Raw genomic sequence first — 16922 nt, 5'->3', positions numbered from 1 at the left:
TCCTTGCTGAATATGATGTCCGTTGCTTTACGCCGCGCTGAGCGCATTGGCTGTGAGCGCCTTGCGCGATTCGTCATGCAGCGCTTCGAGCAATTGCTCTTCGAGCAGCGCGAATTCCTTCGATGCGGTCATGGCGAGCGTACGCGGACGCGGCAGATCGACCTTGAGATCGAGCCGCACGCGGGTGGGCCGCGCGCCGAGCACGACGACGCGATCCGACAGGAAAATCGCTTCGTGGATATCGTGCGTGATCATCACCGCCGTCCACGCATGCTCCGCCCACACGCCTTGCAGCCAGTTCTGCATTTCGATGCGCGTCAGCGAATCGAGCGCGCCGAACGGCTCGTCGAGCAGCAGAATCTCGCGCCCTAGCACGACAGTGCGCAGAAACGCCGCGCGCTGACGCATGCCGCCGGACAATTCGAACGGCAAGTTGTCTTCGAATCCTGCGAGACCGAATGCGGCGAACAACTCGCGCGCCTTCTCGCGTGCATCCTTGCGCTTCATGCCCGCGAGTTCGAGACCGAGCGCCGTGTTGTCGAGAATCGAGCGCCACGGAAACAGCAGGTCTTTCTGCGGCATATAAGCGAACGGCGTGCAGTCGCCGGTGCGGTCGCGTCCATCGACGATCACATGCCCGCTCGACGGCGGCTCCAGCCCCGCCATGATGTTGAATACCGTGCTCTTGCCGCATCCTGATGGCCCGATCACCGAGACGAACTCGCCGGGCGCGGCGCGGAACGACACATCGCCCACCACGTCGCGCACCACGCCCTTGCCGAGCGCGAACGACTTGCGCACGTTGAGCAGTTCGATTTTGTTGAGGCTCATGAAAAGCTCCTGTCTTGCAAGGTCATTTGCCGCGCCGGCGCGCTTTCACGTGCCATGGAACGATCACGTACTCCAGCAGATACGTGAGGCAGAACAGCGCCACGCTCAGAACCGCCGTGACCATCACCGACGCGAGCACGAGGTCCGTGCGGAACGCGTTCTTCTGCATGCCCATGTAGATGCCGAGACCGAACTCCGCACCGACGTACTCGGCGAAGATCGCGCCCGTTACCGCATAGGTGATGCTGATGCGCAATGCGGTGAAGAACGCAGGCAACGCTGAAGGCAGACGCACGTAACAGAACAGCTTCCAGCGGTCGCCGCCCATGCTCTTCACAAGATTCGCCGATTCCCGGTCGGCCGAATCGAAGCCTTCGACAAGACCGACTGTCACCGGAAAGAACGTCACCAGCGCGATGACGAGCACCTTGGGCAGGAGCCCGAAGCCAAACCAGATGATGACGAGCGGCGCGATCGCGATGATCGGAATGGTCTGCGACGCAACCAGCAACGGCATCATGCCGCGTCGCAGCCACGTCGAGAAGTCGATCGCGACGGCCAGTCCCCAACCGATCACGAGCGACACTGAAAAGCCGATCAGCGTCACGTACAGCGTGGGCAGCGTGTTCTCCCACAGATCGGCGCGCGCATCCCATCCCGCTGAGATCACGCGCAACGGCGCGGGAAGAATCTCCGGCGCCACGCCCGTGATACGCACCGCCGCTTCCCATACGAACAGCAGCAGCACGACGATCACCAGAGGCGGCGTAATGCGCACGAGCAACTCGCGCATCGGTTCGCCCTTCGGCGCGCGTTCGGCCCTGGCCGCAGGTACTGCGCCCGTCATGTTTTCGGCTCCGTCGTCGCTGACGGATGGACCCATACCGGGCGGCGCAGACGATGTGAGTTCGCGCATGGTGTGACCTCGCAACACTTGAAAACCAGATACACGACTAGTTCTTCGTCAGATAGTCGTTCGTGAAGTAATTCGCCCAGTTCGGTTCCGTCGTGAGCGGCTTGCCATCGGGACCGGAAAGCAGACCCTTCCTGAACAGGAAGCCCGAGAGGCCCGACCATTGCGCGACGGTTTGCGGGCCAACCTTGCCTTGCGCATCGCGATAGTCCGGGCTCAGCATCTTCTGGCTTTCGACCACGAAGTCCTTGTCCTGGAACGCCGACGGATTCAGCTTGATGAGCGATTGCGCGGCCTCTTCCGGATGCGCCGCCGCGAACTCATACCCCTTCTGCAACGCGCCGACGAATTTGTGCGCGAGCGCATCGTGCGTCTTGAGCCATGCGGGATTCGATACGACGATCACCGCATACGCATCGGGGAAGCCGTAGTCCGTGTACTTGAAATACTTGACCGGCTTACCCGCGCGCTTCGCTTCGAGTCCTTCCCACGCCATATATGGCAGCGCGAAATCGACGGTGCCCTGCTTGAGCGCTTCGATATACGACGAGCGCAGCGTAATCAACTTGAAGTCGCCCTTCCCGCCCGCATTCTTGATGACCTGCGACACGATCGCGCGCTCGCCCGGCGTGCCGACACCCCCGAACTTCTTGCCGTCGAGATCCTTGGGGCTTTTCAGATCGTCGCGGCTCGCGAGCACGCCGATGGACGACGCCCAATGCTGATCGATCGCGAAGACCGACTTCACCTTCGCGCCCGCAGCGATGGAGAAAGTGATCGCGTCCTGGAAAGTCGTGCCGAAGTCCGCCACGCCCGCGCTCACCAGTGCGTCGGGCGAGGTCTGGTTATACGGCAGCACCTTGACGTCGATACCCGCATCCTTGAAATAGCCTTTGTCGATGGCGACGAACAGGCCCGTGTGATCGGTGTTCGGCGTCCAGTCGAGCGCGAAGCGTACGGTCGTGAGCGGCTCGGCGGCCTGAACGCTGGCGAGGCCTGCAGCGGCGGCAACGAACGCGAAGGCGGCATGCCGGATGAAGCGAGTGAAGATAGCGTGGGATTTCACGTCTTATGACCTCGATGTTGAAAGAAGAAGAATCAGGCGTCCACGGGCGTCGAAAAGCCGAAGCGCCGTTGCCAGTACAGCAGACCGTGCGATGCCTCCGCGCTCGATACTGTTTCGATATCGACGAAGACGAGTGTGTGATCACCCGCATCGACGATGCGGTTGACCGAACAGCCGAACCACGCCGACGCGTCGTGCACGGCGGGACCGTAACCTTCGTCGATCGTCTTCACGTTGCGAAGACGGTCGTCGGACTTCGTCGCGCAGGCGGCCGCTACATGCTGCTGCGCGCTTTCAAGCACGGACAGCGCGAGACGGCTGTCTTCGTCGATCCGCGCGAGAAAGCTCGATGCATGCGCGAGCGCGACCATCAGCACCGGCGGATCGAACGAGATCGAGGTGAACGCGGTAACCGTCGTCGCGTGACAGGCGCCGCTCGCATCGCGCATCGTGACCACGGCGACCGGTGCGGCGACATTGGCCCATGCGTTCGCCAGCGCGGGCTTCATGTCGGGTGCGGCGATGCGGTGCGTTTCGCGCAACACGTTGAGCAAGGGTGAGGACATCATGTTCATGCTGGGTTCTCTATAGCGATCCGTGCGATGCGGTCACGTCACCGCGCGTGCAATCCGCATCGTGCCGTTTCCAGTTGTCGCGATGCTGCGACGGCGCGATGCCGAAGTGACTCTTGAAGACGCGGCTGAAATACGCCGAGTCGTTGAAGCCCCAGCGAAAGCAGACTTCTGAAATGCTTTCGCGGAAGTACACCGGGTTCATCAGTTCCTCGTAGGCGCTTTCGAGCCGGCGGCGGCGCACATAAAGATTGAATGCCTCGCCGCCTTCATTGAGGATCTTCTGCAAATAACGCGCCGATATCGACAGCAACGGCGCGACGCTCGCCGGTGAGATGCCTGCGTCGCGCAATTGCCGGTCGATCGCCTCGTGCGCGCGGCTCAGCAACACGGCGCGGCTTGCCGTCATGTCGCGCCGATCGGGCGACGCCGCCAACGCCGCGATGAAGAACTCGGAAATCGACAACTCGATGCCGCGCACTTCCGCTTCGGTCATCACGTCGCACGCGTGTACGAAAGTCTCGATGATCTTCGCGAGCAGACGCGCCGCACCGGTATCCGCGCGCACCGTCTGCACGGGCTTCAATGCGGCCGATGCGAGAAAGCGCGGCACGCGTCCCGAACGCGGCAACTGCACGAACTCGAGCGTGAACGTCTCCGCAGCATCGAACACCAGACGATGCCCCTGCGGCCCGAACACCATGTCGCCGGGCGCGAGCACAATCGACTCACTCTGGCTGCGCACGCGCGCCGAACCCGCGACGACGTAGGCCAGCCAGTATTCGTTCGGGCGGCGGCGGTCTTCCGTCGTGATGGTCTGCGCCTCGACCTCGACGCCGACCATCTCGAAGCCGCCCGGCGCACGCCACCGCCGCGCGCGTGCACGCATGTCGCCGGCCGGATCGCGCGGCGCGATATCCCAGTTCAGGTCTTCGACGAAACGACGCCAGCCCGGCGTGCGTGACGCCTCAGGCAGTTGCGCGGAGTCGAAATGAGCAATGTCGAGCACGATGCGTCCTTTGCGTTACGCCGAGCTCGTGGCGAAGAAATCCCCCACGAGTGCGTTGAACTGCTCCGGCACCACGCGCGAGCAGCTATGCCCGCCCGTTTCCAGCACTTCGAGCCTGCTGCCCGCGATTGCATGAGCGAGCCTGCGCGACTGATACGGCGGCGTGAGAATGTCGTCCGCCGCGCAGACCACGAGCGTCGGCGTCTTCACCTCGGTCAGATGTTCGAGCCAGTCAAAAGCGAGGATCGCGTCGATGCGCGCGGTAACGACCGCATACGGCTGCGCCATCTCCGCCGCACCGTGTGCTTCGGCTTCGAGCGCTTCGGCGTTGTCCTGCACGTACCACGCGGGATACATGAAGAGGATGTTGCCGTGTGCGTACGCATCGCGGCCCGCGCCGTCGAGCACGTTGCGGCGCATCTTGAAGCACCAGCGGAAATGCGCATCGGTCGCCGGCCAAGATGCATACAGCACCATGGCTTCGACGCGTGCCGGCGACTTCGTCGCAAGCACCTGGCAGATCGCGCCGCCCGTCGAATGGCCGATGAAACGCGCACGCGTATGGCCGAGGTGATCCATCAGCGCAACGACGTCATCCGCGAGCATCTCCACGGAATAAGCCGTCTCGGGGCGCTCGCTGCGATCGGTGCCGCGTTGATCGTGCAGCACGACCGTGTAGTCACGCGTGAGCGCCGCGAGATTCGGCTCCCAGAAGCGCGCGCTTCCGCCTAGGCCGGAGATCAGATAGAGCAGCGGACCCGATCCGTGGATCTCGTAGTGCAGATCGATTCCGTTGATTCGTGCGCTGGGCATGAGATGTTCTGGCCTGAGTTGAAAGAGCGCTTAGCTGATGTGCGCGACCGTCGCGATCTCGACGAGGAACTCGGGCTTGACCATTTCCAGCTTCACGCAGAAGCGCGCCGGACGCGGCTCCTTGAAATACTCCATGTAGACCTTGTTCATCTCGGTGTAATAGGTCATGTCACGAATGAAGATGTGATTCATCGTGACGTCTTCGAGCGTGGCGCCCGCCGCTTCCAGCACGACCTTGATGTTCTCGATCACCTGACGCGTCTGCGCGGTGATGTCGCCATGACCGGTGATCGCGCCCGTGACCGGATCGGTGGACAACATGCCTGCAACATAGACGGCCTTGTCGGCTTTGACGCCCCACGAAAGATGCGTAAAGGAAGTGGTCCAGCCTTCGGGATGAATGTGTTCGTTCATGGTTCGAGATTTCGTTTCTAAGGTTGATGAAAGCGTCACTTGTTTCGCATTGCCAGATTGACACGCGCATATTCGCTTCGTTTGGACTCAGCGCTCCGATCTGTTGGAGTTCTGCGTCGTGTTGCTTTTTTCGTTTGAAAAAGGTCTTTTCAGGTGAGTAAAGTGCTCACACCTCAACCGATGAATCAAGGAAGCGCGATGTCTTATACGTATCTCGGCAACACCGGATTGCAAGTCTCGAAGATCTGTCTCGGCGCGATGATGTTCGGCGGCCAGACCGATGTGGCCACGGCACGACGCATCGTCGCGAAGGCCTACGATCAGGGCGTCAACTTCATCGACACGGCGGACATGTATCACGCGGGTGAGTCGGAGCGCGTGGTGGGCGGCGCGATTGCAGGGCATCGCGACGACTGGGTGGTGGCGACGAAAGTCGGCAATCCGATGGGCTCGCGTCCGAACGAACAGGGCATGTCGCGCAAGTGGATCATGCGTGCGGTCGAAGACAGCCTCGCGCGTCTCGGCACCGACTACATCGATCTGCTTTACGTGCATCGCGCGGACTTCAATGCGCCCTTGGGCGAGATGGTCCGCGCTTTCGCCGACCTCATCCGGCAAGGCAAGGTGCGGTACTTCGGCGTGTCGAACTTCAAGGCGTGGCGTCTCGCGGAGACCTGCCGTCTTGCCAATGAAGCGGGCATCGACCGTCCTGCCGCGACACAGCCGCTCTACAACATCGTCAATCGCGAGGCAGAAGTCGAGCATCTGCCTGCCGCTGCGCATTACGGCGTGGGCGTCGTCACCTATAGCCCGCTCGCGCGCGGCATTCTCACCGGCAAGTACGCACCGGGCGAAGCGCCGGGCGCCGACACGCGTGCTGGCCGCGCCGATCCGCGCATGCTGCAAGCCGAATGGCGTGAGGAATCGCTCGTGGTGGCGCGTGAACTCGCGGCCTACGCGGAACGCACCGGCACGACGTCCAGCGCGCTCGCCACGCAATGGGTGCTCGCCAACAAACAAGTCGCGTCGGTCATCTGCGGTCCGCGCACCGAAGCGCAGTGGGACGACTACATGCACCCTGCGCCACGCGAGTACTCGGCCGAAGACGAGGCCTTCATCGATCAACTCGTGCTGCCCGGCAAGGCATCCTCGCTGCGTCATCTCGATCCTCATCATCCGGTGGAAGGACGCATCGCGTTCTGATGACTGCGATGGGCGTCCGGCTTCAATGAGGAACAGGTTAGGGACGCCATATTGCTCCGACAAGCGCCGAAATTGAGCGTTATCGTTGCCGATATCGCAACACCTCCAGACGTGGCAAAGGCATGTTCCTGGCAAACATTTGCGCCGCGATGCGCCCACGCCACGCCATTTTTGAAGGGCTGGACGCATTTTTTATGGCCATGCACTCTTTCGGTACGGACGCGGTTTGGAGCGGCGCAGTCCAAATGAGTGTCGTGCGTCCAACTGTGTGGATCGATTCGTGAAGCTGCTTTCCCTGCGTTATTTTCATGAGGTCGCGCGTCTCGGCTCGATACGCCGCGCGGCCGATTTGCTCCACGTCGCACCGTCTGCGGTGAGCCGTCAGATTGCGCAACTCGAGGCCGATCTCGATGCGGTGTTGTTTTTCCGCTCGAAGGCGGGGGTCGCGCTGACCAATGCGGGCGAGACTTATTGGCGTCAGACGCGCCGCGTGATGCTCGACCTTGCCAATGCGCGCCAGTCGCTCGACGACATGCGCGGGTTGCGGCGTGGCGAAGTGCGTATTCACGTGATCGAAGGATTGGTGTCGGACTGGCTGCCGCGTCTGGTGAGCGAGTTTCGCAAGCTTTATCCGGGCATTCGTTTTCTGATTCGCTCGACATCGACCGATCAGATCATCGCGGCGCTGCTGGAGCACGAGGCCGATATCGGGCTGACGTTCAATGCGCCGCCACGCGACGAGATTCAGAATATCGAGGAGTATGTGGAGCCGGTGTCGTGCCTCGTATCGCCGGATCACCGGTTTGCCGATGAGACGCAACTGAAGATCAGCCAGCTGATCGACGAACCGATGGCGCTCGCGGAATCGAGCTTCGGTTTGCGGCAGTTGATCGAGCGCGCGTTTCAGCGATACCGCTCGGAGTTCGAGCCGGCCATCACGACGAATTCGCTCGAATTGACCAAGGCCATGGCGATGACCGGCACCATGATTGCGTTCATGCCGACGCTCACGGTTCAGCGTGAGCTCGCTGAAGGACTGTTGCGGCCTATTCCTGTCGAGTCCAAGGAACTGTCGGAGTCACGCACGAGTTTGTGCATTCATCGCGATCGGGCGTTGTCGTTTGCTGCGCGTGAGTTGCTGAAAGTGCTGCGCGCGGAATTTCGCAGGCTTGACTCGGCGCGTTCTACGACTCGCAGTCAAAGGAAGGGGCGCCGTGCTTGATATCGCAGCGGTCATCTCCAATCTCAGGCGATGGCGTTTCCATCCGACTTGATCGTCGACGATTCCGATCCAGCCATCTGTCGGTTCAAGCTTCGCCGCCGCAACCCGACCTCGAAGGGCGCCAACGCACTGCGCGCTTTGCATACAACCGAAGCACAAAACAAAGGGCGCTGTTTTCACAGCGCCCTTTGTCCTCATCGGCAGATTCAGCCAAGCGTCAACCGCCCACCTTCGCTCGCACTGCGGCTACTTCCTTCGCGGTCACTGCCGGGCCCTGATTGCCCCAGCTCGAACGCACGAAGGTCGCGAGTTGCGCAACATCGTCGTCGCTGTAGCGCCAGCCGAACGGCGGCATGGCGAGCGGCGAAGGCGCGCCTTGCGTCGACGGCAGACGGGCGCCTGCGAGAATCACGCCGATCAGCGAATCCGCGTTGGCCTGCGTGACCATCGCATTGTTCACGAGCGACGGGAACACGCCCGATGCGCCGCGTCCGTTCACACGATGGCACGCCGCGCAGCTGTCGAGATACATCTCCGCGCCGCGGCCCTGCACGGTGCCTGCCATGATCGCCTTGACCGTGTCGTCGGACGCATGGAACGACGCCGTTTGCGGCGGCGCGCCCAGGCTCTTCAGATAGACGGCGATCGCGTTGAGATCGGCATCACTCAAATGCTGCGTGCTGTTCTCGACGACCTCGCCCATCGGACCGGAAACCGATGCATGCGGATTGCGACCCGTCTTCAACGTATCGACGATGTCCGCAACCGACCACGCTTCCAGACCGCCGCCCGCCGACGAACGCAGGTTGATCGGCGCGGTATGATCCAGCGACGAACCCGCCAGATACAGATCGCTCTTGCCGCTCAGATCGAGTTCCTGCATCGCCGAGCCGCGCGGCGTGTGACACGTGCCGCAATGCGCGAGACCTTGCACGAGATAAGCACCGCGATTCCACTCGACGCTCTTCGACGTATCCGCGATGAAACGCGTGTCGTCATGGAACATCTTGCTCCAGTACGCGAGCGGCCAGCGGATGGAAAGCGGCCACACGATGTCGGCATCGCGATTCGCTTGCGTCGATGCCGGCGCTTGCGTCGTGAAGTACGCGTAAAGGTCCTTCAGGTCCGCGTCCGACACCTTCGCGTACGACGTGAACGGCATCGCCGGATAAAGATGCTTGCCGCCCTTCGCTACGCCTTCGCGCATTGCGAGCACGAACTCATCGAAGGTATAGCCGCCGATACCGTGTTCACGGTCGCTGCTGATGTTCGTCGAATAGATCCTGCCGACCGGCGTGTCGAACGGAAGACCGCCCGCGAACGGCGCGCCATTCTTTGCCGTGTGACACGCGACACAGTCGCCCGCGCGCGCGAGATACGCGCCGTGGACCGCATCGCCCTTGCTGCTGGCAACGGCTGCATCGACCTTCACGTCCGGCGTCACCGATGCGAACGCCCACAGCGCACCCACAGCAACGACACCGACCGCCACCACTGCCGAAACGAGTTTCTTGATCTTCATCGTCTTAGACCTGCACCATCGGTTGACCCGGATTCTTCAGGTATTGCGAGCGGATGTTGCTCGCGGCCCAGTAAGCGAGACCGCCCACGAGCCCCGTCGGGTTATAGCCGATGCCATGCGCGAACACGTTCGAGCCGAGCACGAACAGGTTCGGCACATCCCAGCTTTGCAGATACTTGTTGACGACGCTCGTCTTCGGATCCGCGCCCATCGCCGTGCCGCCGCTGATGTGCGTGCTCTGATACGCGCGCGTGTCCCAATGCGTGCCCGGCTTGATGATGCGGCCCGAGATCGACTTCGGATTCATCGCGCGGCCGATTTCCATCATCTTGCCGGCGACGTATTCCGATGCACGCAGATCGTTGTCCTGCCAGTCCAGCGTCATGCGCAGGAGCGGCGAACCGTAGGCATCGCGATAGTTCGGATCGAGATCGAGGAAGCAGTTGCGATACGCCATGTTCGAGCACTGCGATTCGATACGGCCCGTATGCAGGAAGTTATCCTTGACGGCCTGCTTCCATTCGCTGCCCCACTTAGGCGTCCCCTTCGGCAGCGGAATGCCACGCACCGGACCGTTGCCGGTCTGACGGCCCCAGATAATGCCGCCGCCGATAAAGCCGAGCTTCGAGTGATCGAAGTTGTCCGCGTTAAACTCTTCGATAGCCTGACCGCCGCCGCCCGCGCCCATGAACTGGTTGATGTACGTGTCCTTGTCCCAGAACATGTTCACGCTGTTCAGAAGCTGATAGCAGAAGTTGCGGCCGACGACGCCTTCGCCCGAGACCGGATCGTACGGCTTGCCGATCTTCGACAGCATCATCAGATGCACGTTGTGCAACTGAAACGCCGCGAGAATCACCATTTCCGCTGGTTGCTCGACTTCGTTGCCTTCCGCGTCGATATACATCACGCCGATAGCGCGCTTTCCCGTCGAATCCATAATGACCTTGACGACGTGCGAATTCACGCGCAATTCGAAGTTCGGCTTGCGCAGCAGCGCCGGAATGATGGCCGTTTGCGGCGATGCCTTCGAATAATTCAAACAACCGTAATCGCTACAGAAGCCGCAGAAGTTGCACGGTCCAAGCTGGCAGCCGTATTCGTTCTTGTACGGACCCGATGCATTGCCCGCAGGCAGTGCAAACGGCTTGTAGCCGAGGCCCTTTGCAGCAGCCGCGAACAGCTTGCCGGTCGGATGATCGACGAGCGGCGGCAGCGGATATTCGCCCGAGCGGCGGCCTTCGAACGGATTGCCGCCTTCGATCGGCTTGCCTTCGATATTGCCGGCCTTGCCCGACGTACCGCACACGCGCTCGAAGCGATCGAACGACGGCTCGAGTTCGTCATAGGTCACGCCCCAGTCCTGAAGGTTCATGCCTTCTGGAATGAACTTCGCGCCGTAGCGTTCGGTAATGTGGCTCTTGTAGCGCAGTTCATCCGGCATGACGCGCGACTGCACGCCCGACCAGTGCGCACCCGCGCCCCCGACGCCTTCGCCCGGCTTGAACGAACCGATCTGCCGATACGGTACCGCCGTCTGATCCTGCGTATGACGCGTGGTGACGGTGGTCTTTGCGAGGTTCTGCAACAGCGCGTGGCGCGCCGAATACTTGATTTCGTCGACGATCTGCGGATACGCGAAATCGGGAATTGTCTCGCGTGCATCGCCGCGCTCAAGCGCGACGACGTTGAGTCCTGCATTGCACAGTTCGATCGCCATGATCGAGCCGGTCCAGCCGAAGCCGACGATCACGGCGTCGACCGGCTTCTTCTTGATGCTTGCCATGCTTATCCTCGCTTGCCGTAGAGACTGACCGGTGCGTACGGATAAGGCTTGGCCTCACCCACGAACTCCAGGTAATCGGCGCGCACGCCGGGATATCCGATCATCTTCCAGGAAGCCATGTCCTTGTTGCCGCCGTAGGACGGGTCGCCGAAATAGCCTTCCATCGTGTTCTTCAGCAGGAACGAGCTGAAGAAGGTCTTGGCGTTGAAATCGTCGGTCTTGATGTCGCCCTTTTCGAGCTTCTTGAAGAAGTCGGTCTGCTGCGCGTGCGTCAGTTCCGCGAACGTCTTGCCGCTGAAATTCTTGCGGCAATAGCCGTTGATCGCGCGGATGCCGAGGCGATACTGCTCCTTCGGCGTCAACTTCGACTGATAGCCGAACTCCGGCTCGACCTTGAAGAACGGCCCTTGCATGTACCAGCGCGATGCATCGCCGTAGGGCGTCTGCATTTGCCGGTCGATGTATTGCGGCACGCCCAGTTCCGTGGCGCCGGGACCGTTCGCGTCCCTCGGGATCAGTACGTCGCAGGCGGCGTTGATGAACACCCACTCTTCCGGCGTGAAATAGCCGGGCGTGTAGTTGTCGGCGGTGGGCTGGTCGGCGGGCGGCATGCCGGGCGCAACGGCGCGCTGGCCGTTGCTCGCGACGGCGCCCGAGATGCCGACGACGGCTATCGGTGCAATCGCGATGGAGCCCTTGAGAAAGCTCCGGCGACTGCGATCTTTCGCTTGCGTCATGGATTGCGAGTCGTGGTGAGGAAAACGTGTAATTGTTGTATGGCGTCAGGCGAGCCGGAAGGTCTCGACGTGGCCGCGCATGTGGTTCGACTGTTCGCGCAAGGCCTGCGCTGCCGCGCTCGCCTGCTCAACGAGCGCCGCGTTCTGCTGCGTGATCGAATCCATCTGGCTGACGGCCGTATCGACCTGTTCGATGCCCATGCGCTGCTGCTCGGCGGCGGAGGCGATCTCGGCCATGATGGTAGCGACGTCGCGCACCGCTTGGAGCACTTCGCGCATCGTCTTGCCGGCATCGGCGACGAGTCCGCTGCCGATCGAGACCGCTTCCACGGATTCGGCGATCAGTTCCTTGATTTCCTTCGCTGCCGCCGACGAACGTTGCGCGAGACTGCGCACTTCGCTCGCGACTACCGCGAAGCCGCGCCCTTGTTCGCCGGCACGCGCCGCTTCGACCGCCGCGTTGAGCGCGAGAATATTGGTCTGGAACGCGATGCCTTCGATGATCCCCGTGATATCGGAAATCTTGCGCGAACTATTGTCGATGCCGCCCATCATGCCGACGACGCGCTCGACCACGTCGTTGCCGCGCGCCGCGACGCCCGACGCGTTGTCGGCGAGCGTGCGGCCGGTACGCGCGCTTTCGGTGTTCTGCTTCACGGTCGCCGTCAGCTGGCTCATGCTCGCGGCGGTTTCCTCGAGCGATGCCGCCTGCTCTTCCGTGCGCACCGACAGATCCAGCGTGCCGGTGGCGATTTCCTGCGTCGCCGTCGCGATCGATTCCGTGCTCGTGCGCACTTCGCGCACCGTGCTCGCAAGACTCGCCTGCATCTGCGCGACGCCGCGCATCAGCATGCCCATCTCGTCGTCGCGATGCGTGTCGATGCGGCGCTGCAGGTTGCCCGCGGCGATCGCCTCGAAATGCGACAGCGCCTCGTTGAGCGGCGTCATGATCGCGCGACGCAGCGTGACCCAGCTCAACGCCGCCGCGATCGCGCCGATCATGATCATCGCGACCGACAGCACGGTGTATGTGCGAAAGGCGGACTCGGCGTCGTCGTAGTTGCGCTTGGCATCGGCGTAGAGCGCCTGCTTGACCTTGTCGTTCGCTGCGCTCATGTCGTTGTAGAGCGCGGAAAGCTGCTTCATCGCGATCTGGTCGACCGTCGCGGTGTCATGCGCGCGGATCGCGTCGATGAACGCGGAGACGGCGCCGCGCATCGCCTGCCGACGCTTCGTCGCCTCGCCGATGAGCGCGGCTTCGGCCGGCTCGTGCGGCTGGGCGACGAACGTGTTCCACCACTCGTCGGATTTTGCGAAGAAGCCCGTCGCGCGCTGAATCTGATCGGCCGTCTCCGGATCGTCGGGATGCAGCGCGACGCGATCCAGCACGAGCCGCGTGCGCGCGATATAGATTTCCGCGTTGCCGATGTTCGTCGCGGCGGTCAGCTTGTTCTGATATGTGTCCTGATTGGCGCGATTCGCGCGGCTCGTCCCAAGGAGACCGAGCACCCCGATGGCGACCATCAGCACAGCAAGAAAACTCATCGTCGACGCGATTCGCGCTTGCAGCGTGAATGCTGCCTTTCCCTTTCTCATCTCATTTCTCCGTAACCCGGCGTCAATACCGCGTAGTCAGGTTTACGGCGAACACTTACTTAAATTTAGCGACAGAATGTCGCGCATCATCTTGTCCGACGTCGACGCATGTTACACCAATTTGGTATACCAGATTGTGAGGTTCGGAAATCGTCGCATTTTAGCCCAATGTACGAAAGCGTTTGCGCCCGGGATAGGAAAGGCGTTCCGCTGTAGATTGTCAAATGCACTTCGGTATACCAAAATTAGCGTAGCTCTCGCGAAATCAACGGCTTGTCCGGATTGCTCTGACGCGAACCCAACTTCACAGGCCTCGATCGAGGACCGTCTTCAGCTGCCTGCGCGCGAGCATCGCACGGGGGCGGTGCAGCTTTTTCTGTATAACGCGGCGATCTGGAATGCGTGCCGCATCGACTACCATCTGCCTTGTGCGCAACAGGAGGAAGGTCACCGCGCGTTGCTCGTCGACGGCCCGTTGCAGGGCGACCTGGCTGATGCAGCTCGTCTACAATTTCTATCTTGGCCGCTGCTGCACTACGCTGTCGTAGGCGCAGGCCTGTCGCAATGGCTCGCCCCTGAAACAAAGGGGAAAATCTCCACGATTTCCACTTCGCGGAGATGGCGCGCCTGCATTTACCTATCAATCAAAACTCATGGCGAAGACCGATCCGCACCACAGCTTGATGATCGTTACTGGACGGTGAGCTCTGATTGTTGATCGACGCCACCGCTGCGCGATTGCGCGAGTCCGTCCCTGACGCCTTCTGGTAAATGCCGAGCAGTGAGATATCGGTCCGCTTCGACAGGAAGTAATCGAAGCCGATATCCCCCTGGTGATACGTCGCGCCTTCGTTGCGACCGCTTGCCGACGTCACGCTGCCGCCATCCGTGTAGCTGTACGCCGCGCCGATCAGCAATGCGGGCGTCAGTTGATACTTGAGGCTCAATTCCGCGCTGTTGAATGTCGCGTTGCCGCTATAGCCCGAAGGATTCGGCCCGCTCGACGTGTTGCCGAGTCCCTTGAACGCGATGTTCGAATACGTCGCGCCTACCGTTACCGCGCCGATGTTATACGCCGCGCCGGCGCTGATGACCTGATAGGTATGCGCCGACAGATAACCGCTGAACACCGGATAGACCGAGTTTGCTGTTGTCGCTGAAGGCGTGCCCGAAGTCGAGTTGCCAAAGAAGCTCACGTTCGGATTGCGTGCATTGATATAGCCGACGCCGAGCGTCAGCGGCCCGCTTGCATAGCCCGCGCCGAGCGACCAGATCTGGTTGCGCGTGGTATCGCCCGCCACGCCGCCGAGACTGTACATGGCGCCGAACGAAAAGCCGCCGTACACAATGCTCTTGAACTTGACGGCGTTGTTCGTACGGTACGCGTTGTTGAGGTTGTCCAGATCGGCCGGATGCGCGCCGATATTGCCCGCCCATTGCGCGCCCACTTCGAGCGGTCCGACGAAGTCGACGCTCAAATCGTATTGACGCCCCAGCGTAATCGTTCCAAACGGGCTCGACACGCCGACGAATGCCTGGCGGCCAAACTCCAGACCGCCCTGCCCCAGCTTGCCGGTGCTCGGATCGAAACCGTTCTCCAGGGTGAAGATTGCCTTCAACCCGCCTCCGAGGTCCTCGACACCCTTCAAACCCCAGCGACTGCCGGACAGCACGCCGCTTTGCATCGCATAGGAGCGGTTGCCATTCATGTTGGTATTGAACGTCAGCCCTTCGTCGATAACACCATAAAGCGTCACGCTGCTTTGGGCGTGGGACATCGTGGACAGCGTCATGCAAGCCGCGCCGAGCGCAAGCGTCTTTTTCATGCAAGTCTCCTGACTGTACTGATAAGAATAGTTATGGCGAGAAGCCACGCGGTCAGCGCGCCACTTCGAGTCGACGGATCTTTCCGGTGATGAAGAGATAGGTGATCGCGCCGATCAACCCATGGGCCGCGACGAAGTACATCGCGCCGGTGAACGAGCCCGTCAGCTGCAACGCATAGCCGATGACGATCGGCGTGACGATGCCCGAGATGCTGCCGAACAGATTGAACAGGCCGCCCGCCATTCCGACGAGATGCGGCGGCGCGGTGTCCGAGACCACGGCCCAGTTCACGGCCGCAAGGCCCTTGCCGAAAATCGCGAGCGACATCAACGCAACCACCGTATAAGGTGAGGCGACGAAATTGCACAGCACGAGGCTCGACGCGAGCAGCATGCCAATCACGAACGGCGTCTTGCGCGCCACACTGACGCCAAGGCCGCGGCGCAACAGCAAATCCGACAGATAGCCGCCCGCGATGCCGCCGATGAATCCTGCCATCGCCGGCAGCGTCGCCAGAAAGCCGACTTCCACGATGTTCATCCCGCGTCCCTTCACCAGATAGATCGGGAACCACGTGATGAAGAAGTACTGCAGCGACGTCAGGCAATACTGGCTGAGGTACACTCCAAGCATGAGCCGGCTCTTCAGGAAGAAGCGCACCGCACTGAGATCGACATTACTGGTCTCGAGCGCCTTCTTCCCGTCCGTACCGAGGTTCGCACCGCCTTCGCGCAGATAGTCGAGCTCGGCGGCATTCGCGCGTGGATGCGTCTGCGGCTGATGCATCACCTTGAACCAGACCATCGCCAGCACGAGACCCAGTGCACCCATGATCCAGAACACGCTCGGCCAGCCGGCCTTGTGCACGAGAAAACCCATCAAGGGCACGAAGACGACGACCGCGATGTACTGCGCCGAGTTATAGATCGACGTCGCAAGGCCGCGCTCGCGGACCGGAAACCACGCCGCGACGATGTGGCTGTTCGCGGGCGACACCGGCGACTCGACCAGCCCCAGCAGAAAGCGCAGTACGAACAATCCGGCGATGGCGGCCGCCGTCGAAAGCGTACCGAGAAAGCCCTGCGCGACCGTACACAAGGACCACAATACGAGGCTGATGCCGTAGACCTTGATCGAATCGAAACGGTCGAGCAGCCAGCCCGCAGGCAGTTGCGCGAGCACGTAGGCCCATGCGAACGCCGAGAACACATAGCCGAGTGCGACCGGTCCGATGCCAAGATCCGCCGACATCGCGGAGCCGGTGATCGACAGATTCGCCCGGTCACCCAGATTGACCGCGCTGGCGATGACCAGCATCGCGAGCACCGCGTAACGCACGGAGGTGCGCTGCGTCGTCGCTACGCTTACGGCGACGCTTTCGCTTTTCATTTGCATGTCTCCTCTGTCTTCT

At 61.6% G+C, this 16922-nt stretch carries 16 protein-coding genes; 3 read left to right on the top strand and 13 right to left on the bottom strand.

Annotation, left to right across the window (positions count from 1 at the left end; translation table 11 throughout):
• Positions 1–27 precede the first annotated feature (27 nt).
• The 7 genes from QCE83_RS15865 to QCE83_RS15835 form a co-directional block, all read right to left on the bottom strand.
• Positions 28–831, bottom strand: a complete 804-nt coding sequence (locus QCE83_RS15865; protein ID WP_309812558.1) for an ABC transporter ATP-binding protein — start codon at positions 829–831, stop codon at positions 28–30.
• Between the two features lie 22 nt (positions 832–853).
• A complete protein-coding gene (locus QCE83_RS15860; RefSeq protein ID WP_309812554.1) occupies positions 854–1678 on the bottom strand; it encodes an ABC transporter permease in 825 nt (274 codons plus the stop codon).
• A 106-nt stretch (positions 1679–1784) separates the two neighbouring features.
• Positions 1785–2810 (bottom strand): ABC transporter substrate-binding protein, encoded by a 1026-nt coding sequence (locus QCE83_RS15855; RefSeq protein ID WP_309812551.1) that lies wholly within the window; start codon positions 2808–2810, stop codon positions 1785–1787.
• Between the two features lie 32 nt (positions 2811–2842).
• Complete coding sequence (locus QCE83_RS15850; protein WP_309812547.1) at positions 2843–3385, bottom strand: flavin reductase family protein; 543 nt, start codon at positions 3383–3385, stop codon at positions 2843–2845.
• A 10-nt stretch (positions 3386–3395) separates the two neighbouring features.
• Complete coding sequence (locus QCE83_RS15845) at positions 3396–4391, bottom strand: helix-turn-helix domain-containing protein (protein WP_309812546.1); 996 nt, start codon at positions 4389–4391, stop codon at positions 3396–3398.
• A gap of 15 nt (positions 4392–4406) precedes the next feature.
• Positions 4407–5204, bottom strand: a complete 798-nt coding sequence (locus QCE83_RS15840) for an alpha/beta fold hydrolase (protein WP_309812543.1) — start codon at positions 5202–5204, stop codon at positions 4407–4409.
• A gap of 30 nt (positions 5205–5234) precedes the next feature.
• Positions 5235–5618: a Rid family hydrolase gene (locus QCE83_RS15835; RefSeq protein WP_309812540.1), complete on the bottom strand. Its 384-nt coding sequence runs from the start codon at positions 5616–5618 to the stop codon at positions 5235–5237.
• Between the two features lie 198 nt (positions 5619–5816).
• Between QCE83_RS15835 and QCE83_RS15830 the strand changes: the two genes are divergently transcribed.
• Together QCE83_RS15830 and QCE83_RS15825 are read left to right on the top strand one after the other, a co-directional pair.
• Positions 5817–6821: an aldo/keto reductase gene (locus QCE83_RS15830; protein WP_309812537.1), complete on the top strand. Its 1005-nt coding sequence runs from the start codon at positions 5817–5819 to the stop codon at positions 6819–6821.
• Between the two features lie 280 nt (positions 6822–7101).
• A complete protein-coding gene (locus QCE83_RS15825; RefSeq protein ID WP_309812535.1) occupies positions 7102–8043 on the top strand; it encodes a LysR family transcriptional regulator in 942 nt (313 codons plus the stop codon).
• 217 nt (positions 8044–8260) lie between these two features.
• On the opposite strand, the gene QCE83_RS15820 is transcribed toward QCE83_RS15825, so the two are convergent.
• Genes QCE83_RS15820 through QCE83_RS15805 form a run of 4 tightly spaced genes read right to left on the bottom strand, consistent with a single transcriptional unit; the run spans position 8261 to position 13633 of the window.
• The gene (locus tag QCE83_RS15820; protein ID WP_309812532.1) at positions 8261–9565 is read right to left on the bottom strand and encodes a cytochrome c; all 1305 of its coding nucleotides are present in this window, start codon (positions 9563–9565) and stop codon (positions 8261–8263) included.
• A gap of 4 nt (positions 9566–9569) precedes the next feature.
• Positions 9570–11351, bottom strand: coding sequence for a GMC family oxidoreductase (locus QCE83_RS15815; protein ID WP_309812528.1), 1782 nt, complete (start codon positions 11349–11351; stop codon positions 9570–9572).
• A gap of 2 nt (positions 11352–11353) precedes the next feature.
• Entirely contained in the window at positions 11354–12088 is a 735-nt protein-coding gene (locus QCE83_RS15810; RefSeq protein WP_309812525.1) for a gluconate 2-dehydrogenase subunit 3 family protein, read from the bottom strand.
• A gap of 45 nt (positions 12089–12133) precedes the next feature.
• Positions 12134–13633, bottom strand: coding sequence for a methyl-accepting chemotaxis protein (locus QCE83_RS15805; protein ID WP_309812522.1), 1500 nt, complete (start codon positions 13631–13633; stop codon positions 12134–12136).
• Between QCE83_RS15805 and QCE83_RS15800 the strand changes: the two genes are divergently transcribed.
• On the top strand, positions 13602–14402 hold the full coding sequence (locus QCE83_RS15800; RefSeq protein ID WP_309812518.1) for a hypothetical protein: 801 nt from the start codon (positions 13602–13604) through the stop codon (positions 14400–14402). The genes QCE83_RS15805 and QCE83_RS15800 overlap by 32 nt on opposite strands.
• Here the strand turns inward: QCE83_RS15800 and QCE83_RS15795 are convergent.
• Positions 14329–15510 (bottom strand): porin, encoded by a 1182-nt coding sequence (locus QCE83_RS15795; RefSeq protein ID WP_309812514.1) that lies wholly within the window; start codon positions 15508–15510, stop codon positions 14329–14331. The genes QCE83_RS15800 and QCE83_RS15795 overlap by 74 nt on opposite strands.
• 52 nt (positions 15511–15562) lie before the next feature.
• Positions 15563–16906: an MFS transporter gene (locus QCE83_RS15790; protein ID WP_309812511.1), complete on the bottom strand. Its 1344-nt coding sequence runs from the start codon at positions 16904–16906 to the stop codon at positions 15563–15565.
• Positions 16907–16922 lie beyond the last annotated feature (16 nt).

Origin of the sequence: Caballeronia sp. LZ034LL, from assembly GCF_031451215.1 — a bacterium.
Lineage (GTDB): Bacteria > Pseudomonadota > Gammaproteobacteria > Burkholderiales > Burkholderiaceae > Caballeronia.
The sequence above is the reverse complement of the archived record's forward strand: the minus strand, read 5'-3'. Positions and strand labels throughout refer to the sequence as shown.

Excerpts from the sequence above, each read along its gene's own strand:
- QCE83_RS15865 (WP_309812558.1), bottom strand. The coding sequence starts at position 831 with ATGAGCCTCAACAAAATCGAACTGCTCAACGTGCGCAAGTCGTTCGCG.
- QCE83_RS15860 (WP_309812554.1), bottom strand. The coding sequence starts at position 1,678 with ATGACGGGCGCAGTACCTGCGGCCAGGGCCGAACGCGCGCCGAAGGGC.
- QCE83_RS15850 (WP_309812547.1), bottom strand. The coding sequence starts at position 3,385 with ATGAACATGATGTCCTCACCCTTGCTCAACGTGTTGCGCGAAACGCAC.
- QCE83_RS15840 (WP_309812543.1), bottom strand. The coding sequence starts at position 5,204 with ATGCCCAGCGCACGAATCAACGGAATCGATCTGCACTACGAGATCCAC.
- QCE83_RS15835 (WP_309812540.1), bottom strand. The coding sequence starts at position 5,618 with ATGAACGAACACATTCATCCCGAAGGCTGGACCACTTCCTTTACGCAT.
- QCE83_RS15830 (WP_309812537.1), top strand. The coding sequence starts at position 5,817 with ATGTCTTATACGTATCTCGGCAACACCGGATTGCAAGTCTCGAAGATC.
- QCE83_RS15820 (WP_309812532.1), bottom strand. The coding sequence starts at position 9,565 with ATGAAGATCAAGAAACTCGTTTCGGCAGTGGTGGCGGTCGGTGTCGTT.
- QCE83_RS15815 (WP_309812528.1), bottom strand. The coding sequence starts at position 11,351 with ATGGCAAGCATCAAGAAGAAGCCGGTCGACGCCGTGATCGTCGGCTTC.
- QCE83_RS15810 (WP_309812525.1), bottom strand. The coding sequence starts at position 12,088 with ATGACGCAAGCGAAAGATCGCAGTCGCCGGAGCTTTCTCAAGGGCTCC.
- QCE83_RS15800 (WP_309812518.1), top strand. The coding sequence starts at position 13,602 with ATGGCGACCATCAGCACAGCAAGAAAACTCATCGTCGACGCGATTCGC.
- QCE83_RS15805 (WP_309812522.1), bottom strand. The coding sequence starts at position 13,633 with ATGAGTTTTCTTGCTGTGCTGATGGTCGCCATCGGGGTGCTCGGTCTC.
- QCE83_RS15795 (WP_309812514.1), bottom strand. The coding sequence starts at position 15,510 with ATGAAAAAGACGCTTGCGCTCGGCGCGGCTTGCATGACGCTGTCCACG.
- QCE83_RS15790 (WP_309812511.1), bottom strand. The coding sequence starts at position 16,906 with ATGCAAATGAAAAGCGAAAGCGTCGCCGTAAGCGTAGCGACGACGCAG.